This window comes from Jatrophihabitans sp., from assembly GCF_035474675.1.
Lineage (GTDB): Bacteria > Actinomycetota > Actinomycetes > Mycobacteriales > Jatrophihabitantaceae > Jatrophihabitans_A.
In genome coordinates this window covers 1-5235 of sequence record NZ_DATINC010000005.1, presented here as the reverse complement: position 1 = coordinate 5235, position 5235 = coordinate 1, and the positions used below count along the sequence as shown (strand labels likewise).

The 5235-nt window shown below is 72.1% G+C and carries 4 protein-coding genes and 1 pseudogene; all 5 read left to right on the top strand.

The features are described from left to right. A pseudogene (locus VLJ82_RS00375) lies at nt 1–765 on the top strand (hypothetical protein); the annotation flags it as partial. Continuing rightward, nucleotides 762–3425 carry a 1,4-alpha-glucan branching protein GlgB gene (glgB, locus tag VLJ82_RS00370; RefSeq protein ID WP_408661334.1) on the top strand — a complete coding sequence of 888 codons (2664 nt, stop codon included), beginning with the start codon at nt 762–764 and terminating at the stop codon, nt 3423–3425. The pseudogene VLJ82_RS00375 and the gene glgB, both read left to right, overlap by 4 nt. Nucleotides 3426–3516: 91 nt before the next feature. Then, nucleotides 3517–4308 (top strand): hypothetical protein, encoded by a 792-nt coding sequence (locus VLJ82_RS00365; protein ID WP_408661333.1) that lies wholly within the window; start codon nt 3517–3519, stop codon nt 4306–4308. Between the two features lie 138 nt (nt 4309–4446). Continuing rightward, the gene (locus tag VLJ82_RS00360; protein ID WP_408661332.1) at nt 4447–4749 is read left to right on the top strand and encodes a hypothetical protein; all 303 of its coding nucleotides are present in this window, start codon (nt 4447–4449) and stop codon (nt 4747–4749) included. A gap of 205 nt (nt 4750–4954) precedes the next feature. Beyond that, a partial coding sequence (locus VLJ82_RS00355) for a pirin family protein (RefSeq protein ID WP_408661331.1) occupies nt 4955–5235 on the top strand: 281 nt, incomplete at its 3' end.

Sequence of the window (5235 nt, the reverse complement as noted above, 5' to 3'; positions counted from 1 at the left end):
ATGCTGCAGGAGTTCATGACGACCGCCTCGGACGGCTGGCAGCTGGCCACCACCAGCGTGCGGGACCTGATGGCCGAGGCCGACCTGCACGCCGACGAGGCCGGCGGCGACTTCGCGGGCGAGGCGCACCGGCTCGGGGTCTCCACCGCCGAGGTGCACGCCGACCTCGCCGAGGCGTTCGGCACCACCGTGCTGGACCAGCCCGAGCTCGCCGAGCGGGCCGCCGCCATGAACGGCCGGCTCACCGCGGCGCTGGCCGAGGTGCCGGAGCTGGCCGAGGTGGCCGACGGCCTGCGGCAGGCCTACGCCGACTTCGCCGAGCTGCCCGGCCAGGTGCTGGCCCAGCGGGTGCACGGCGACCTGCACCTGGGCCAGGTGCTGCGCACCGCCTACCGCTGGGTGCTGCTGGACTTCGAGGGCGAGCCCGCCAAGTCCATCGGCGAGCGGCAGGCGCACGACTCCCCGATCCGGGACGTGGCCGGGATGCTGCGCAGCTTCGACTACGCAGCCCGGCACCAGTTGATCGACATGGGCTCGACGCCGCAGTCGGAGTTCCGGGCCGCCGAGTGGGCCGAGCGCAACCGTGCCGCGTTCTGCACCGGCTACGCCCAGGCCGGTGGCCAGGACCCGAAGGAGGCCGCGGTGCTGCTGCGCGCCTTCGAAGCCGACAAGGCGGTCTACGAGTCGGTGTACGAGGCGCGCAACCGCCCGAACTGGCTCCCCATCCCGCTGGCCTCCTTGCACCGATTGGCAGGAAACGCATGAGCACGCAGGATCCGAACGGCGCCGCGGACGACCCGATCGGCGCGGCGAAGAAGGCGGCCAAGGCCGTGGTGAAGAAGGCCGCCGCCGTGGCGAAGGGCCCGGCCGGCAAGGCCGTGGCGAAGGCGCCGGGCGGCAAGGCAGCGGCGGCCAAGGCACCGGCCAAGAAGGCGGCCGGCGCGGCCAAGACCGCCGCCACCAAGACCGCCAAGGCTGCCGACACCCCCGCGAAGAAGGCCGCCGCCGGCAAGGCCGGCCCGCCGGTGGTGGGCACTGCCCCGGCGGGCGAACCAGCGGTGGTCTCGGCCGCCGCCGACACCCCGCAGGCCGCGCAGGGCGAGCTGGCCACCACCGCCGAGGCGACCGCGCTGGCCACTCCGCGACCGTCCCGCGGCCCCAGCCCCGCCGAGGGGCAGGGCACCGCGACCGACGCGGGAGCGGAGTTCCGGCCAGAACCGAGCCAGGAGGACCTAGACCGGCTGGCGGCCGGCGTCCACTCCGGGCCGCACTCGATCCTCGGCGCCCATCCGGTCGGTCCCGGCAAGATCGCCATCCGCACCCTGCGCCCGGAGGCCAGCGCGGTCAGCGCAGTCATCTCCGGGCAGCGCTACCCGCTGGAGCAGCTGCACCCGGGCGGCATCTTCGGCGCGGTGATCGACCTCGGCCCCACCGACTACCGGCTCGAGGTCAGCTACGGCGAGGACAAGTTCATCGTCGACGACCCGTACCGGTGGCTGCCCACCCTGGGCGAGCTGGACCTGTACCTGCTCGGCGAGGGCCGGCACGAGCAGCTGTGGGACGTGCTGGGCGCGCACGTGCGCAGCTACGACACCCCGTCCGGCCCGGTCACCGGCACCTCGTTCGCGGTCTGGGCGCCCAACGCGCGGGCCGTCCGGGTGGTCGGCGACTTCGACTACTGGTCCGGCCGGGCGTTCCCGATGCGCTCGATGGGCGGCCCCGGCATCTGGGAGCTGTTCATCCCCGGCGTCGGCGACGGCTGCCGGTACAAGTTCCAGATCCTCGGCGCCGACGGCGAGTGGCGGGACAAGGCCGACCCGCTGGCCTTCGCCACCGAGGTGCCGCCGGCCACCGCGTCGGTGGTGTTCACCTCCTCCTACACCTGGAACGACGACGAGTGGCTGGCCGCCAGGGCTGAGACCGCCTGGCACGCCGCGCCGATGTCGATCTACGAGGTGCACCTGGGCTCCTGGCGGCTGGGGCTGGACTACCGGCAGCTGGCCGAGCAACTGGTCGACTACGTCCGCGACACCGGCTTCACTCACGTGGAGTTCCTGCCGGTGGCCGAGCACCCCTACGGCGGGTCCTGGGGCTACCAGGTGTCGTCCTACTTCGCGCCGACCTCCCGGTTCGGCAGCCCGGACGACTTCCGCTACCTGGTCGACGCGCTGCACCAGGCCGGCATCGGCGTGATCGTGGACTGGGTGCCGGCGCACTTCCCGAAGGATTCCTTCGCGCTGGCCCGCTTCGACGGCACCCCACTCTACGAGCACGCCGACCCGCGCCGCGGCGAGCAGCCGGACTGGGGCACCTACGTCTTCAACTTCGGGCGCAGCCAGGTCCGCAACTTCCTGGTCGCCAACGCCCTGTACTGGCTGGAGGAGTTCCACATCGACGGCCTGCGGGTGGACGCGGTCGCCTCGATGCTCTACCTGGACTACTCCCGCAAGGCCGGCGAGTGGCTGCCCAACGTGCACGGCGGCCGGGAGAACCTGGAAGCGGTGGCGTTCCTGCAGGAGATGAACGCCACCGTCTACAAGCGGGTGCCCGGCGTGGTGACCATCGCCGAGGAGTCCACCTCCTGGCCCGGGGTGACCCGGCCGACCCACCTGGGCGGGCTCGGGTTCGGTTTCAAGTGGAACATGGGCTGGATGCACGACACCCTGGGCTACGTCCAGCACCAGCCGGTCCACCGGCAGTACCACCACCACGAGATGACCTTCTCGATGGTCTACGCCTACTCCGAGAACTACGTGCTGCCGTTCAGCCACGACGAGGTGGTGCACGGCAAGGGCTCGCTGCTGAACAAGATCCCCGGCGACCGGTGGCAGCAGATGGCCACGTTGCGGGCGCTGTACGCCTTCATGTGGGCGCACCCGGGCAAGCAGTTGATCTTCCAGGGCTCGGAGTTCGCGCAGGGCGGCGAGTGGAACGAGGGCCGCACCCTGGACTGGTGGCTGCTCGACGGCGCCGACCACGCCGGGGTACGCCGGGTGGTCAGCGACCTCAACCGGCAGTACCGCGACGACCGCGCGCTGTGGTCGCAGGACATCCTGCCGGCCGGCTTCGGCTGGATCGACGCCAACGACGCCAGCGGCAACGTGTTCTCCTTCCTGCGCTGGGGCGATGACGGCTCGGTGCTGGCCTGCGTGGTCAACTTCTCCCCGGTGCCGCACGAGCACTACCGGCTGGGCCTGCCCCGGCCCGGCCGGTGGGACGAGGTGGTCAACACCGACGCCGAGATCTACGGCGGTTCCGGGGTGGGCAACCTCGGCGGGGTCACCGCCGAGGAGCGCAGCTGGCACGGCCAGCCGGCCTCGGCGAGCGTCCGGGTGCCGCCGCTGGGTGCGCTGTGGCTGCGCTACCGGGCCGGGCAACCGGACGGGCCCGCGGCGGAGCCGGCGTCGGGGGATTCCGAGCAGTAACGACGAATTCCGGAACTGGTCACTTATTGTGACCAGATCCGGCATACTTCCGATCGATTTGTAACTGTACGTAATCGACACGGAGGTCGTTGTGACTCGAATGATGCGCCCGGCCGCGGCCGGCGTTGCCTTTGTACTGGCCTGCGGCGTGCTCGGTGCCGGCGGCTCTGCCCTCGCCGCGCCCGGCAAGGCCCACTCCAAGCCCGCCGCGCACAGCCGGCCGGCCGCACACAGCCACCCGGCGTCGCACAAGCCGGTGGACAAGCTCGCCGGTGCGCGCAAGGGCGCGACCAAGGCGCTGGCCGCCGACGCCGCCCGGGTACGCCGGATCGCGGCCGCCGCAGCCGCCTCCGCGCTGCTGTCGGCCGAGGACAAGAGCGCGCTGGCCACCGCCACCGCTGCCGACCTGGCCGCGCTCGCCGCCGACAGCGCCGCGGTGGCCGCCGCGACGTCCGGCCCGGCGATCCGGTCCGCCACCGAGGCCGGCCTGCGCACCGTGCAGGGCGCGGAGCTGCAATTCCAGCTGGTCACCGCCGCCGCCCGGGTGCGCAGCGCCGCGGCGAAGCTGGCCGATCGCGCCGGCGAGCTGGCCGGGCAGGCGGACGAGCTGGCCGCGGCGGGCGCGGACGTCAGCACGGTGTCCGCCCCGCTGGCTGACCTGGCCGCCAAGCTGGACGGGGCGACGGCCCACGCCGGGAGCGCCACCGCGACCGCACTGGCTCTCCCGGCCGCGGGAACGGCCGCGCAGCTGCGCACCGCCCGCGCCGCGGCCCGGGCCGATCTGGACGCCGCCGCGCTGGCACTGGCCGGCGCCGCACAGGATCTTGCCGCCGCGACGGCCGAGCTCACCGCCCTCCAAACGCCTGATGACAGCGAAGAGTAATCGGAATAGCCGTATCTGTTACCGCAAGTCACCGAGTCGGCCCAGTTTGCCGTCCGAGTGCGACGCGTCACCTCCGGACGGCTCAACTGGGCCGTTTTCGGCCGATGAGAAATGCACACCTCCACGGAAGGACCTCCTATGACTCGACTGCTGCGCCCGGCCACTGCCGGCATTGCCCTACTGCTGACCTGCGGCATCCTCGGTACCGCCAACCCGGCTTTCGCCGACAAGAGCGCCAAGCTGACCGTCAACGACAAGTCCGCGAGCGTGACCGTGGACGACAAGTCGGCTGGCATCACCGTCACCGACGACAAGTCGGCCGGCCTCACCGTCACCGACGACAAGTCGGCCGACGTCACCGTGACCGTCGATGACAAGAGCGCCGGCCTCACGGGAACCGACGACAAGAGCGCCCTGACCCCTGCCGACAAGAGCGCCTGACCAGTCGGGACGCCGGAACGAGGGCAGCGCACGCGGCCACCGGCCGCCTACGTCCACCGCCGCACCCAGGCCGCCTTCCGGCGTGCCGGGTGCGGCGGTCGTTGTGCGGAAAGCCTGCGCCAGCCAGCCGGCGTGGAATAGCTTCGATGGCCCACTGGTTGCAGAAGCTAGTTGCACATGCAACGAGCGAGGAGGCTGGAAGACAATGGCTGCCGTTACTGCCGACACCATGACCCTGCCCCGGGTGACCGGGGCCTCCCTGGGCGACGTCGAGCGTCCGGTGCTGGCGGTGTCCACCGCCCCGGCCGGCCTGGAGGGCGAGGGCTTTCCGGTGCGCCGGACCATGGCGGGCATCGACTACCGCTACCTGGACCCGTTCATCATGATGGACCACATGGGCGAGGTGGACTACGCCGCCGGCGAGCCCAAGGGCACCCACTGGCACCCGCACCGCGGCTTCGAGACGGTGACCTACCTGATCGAGGG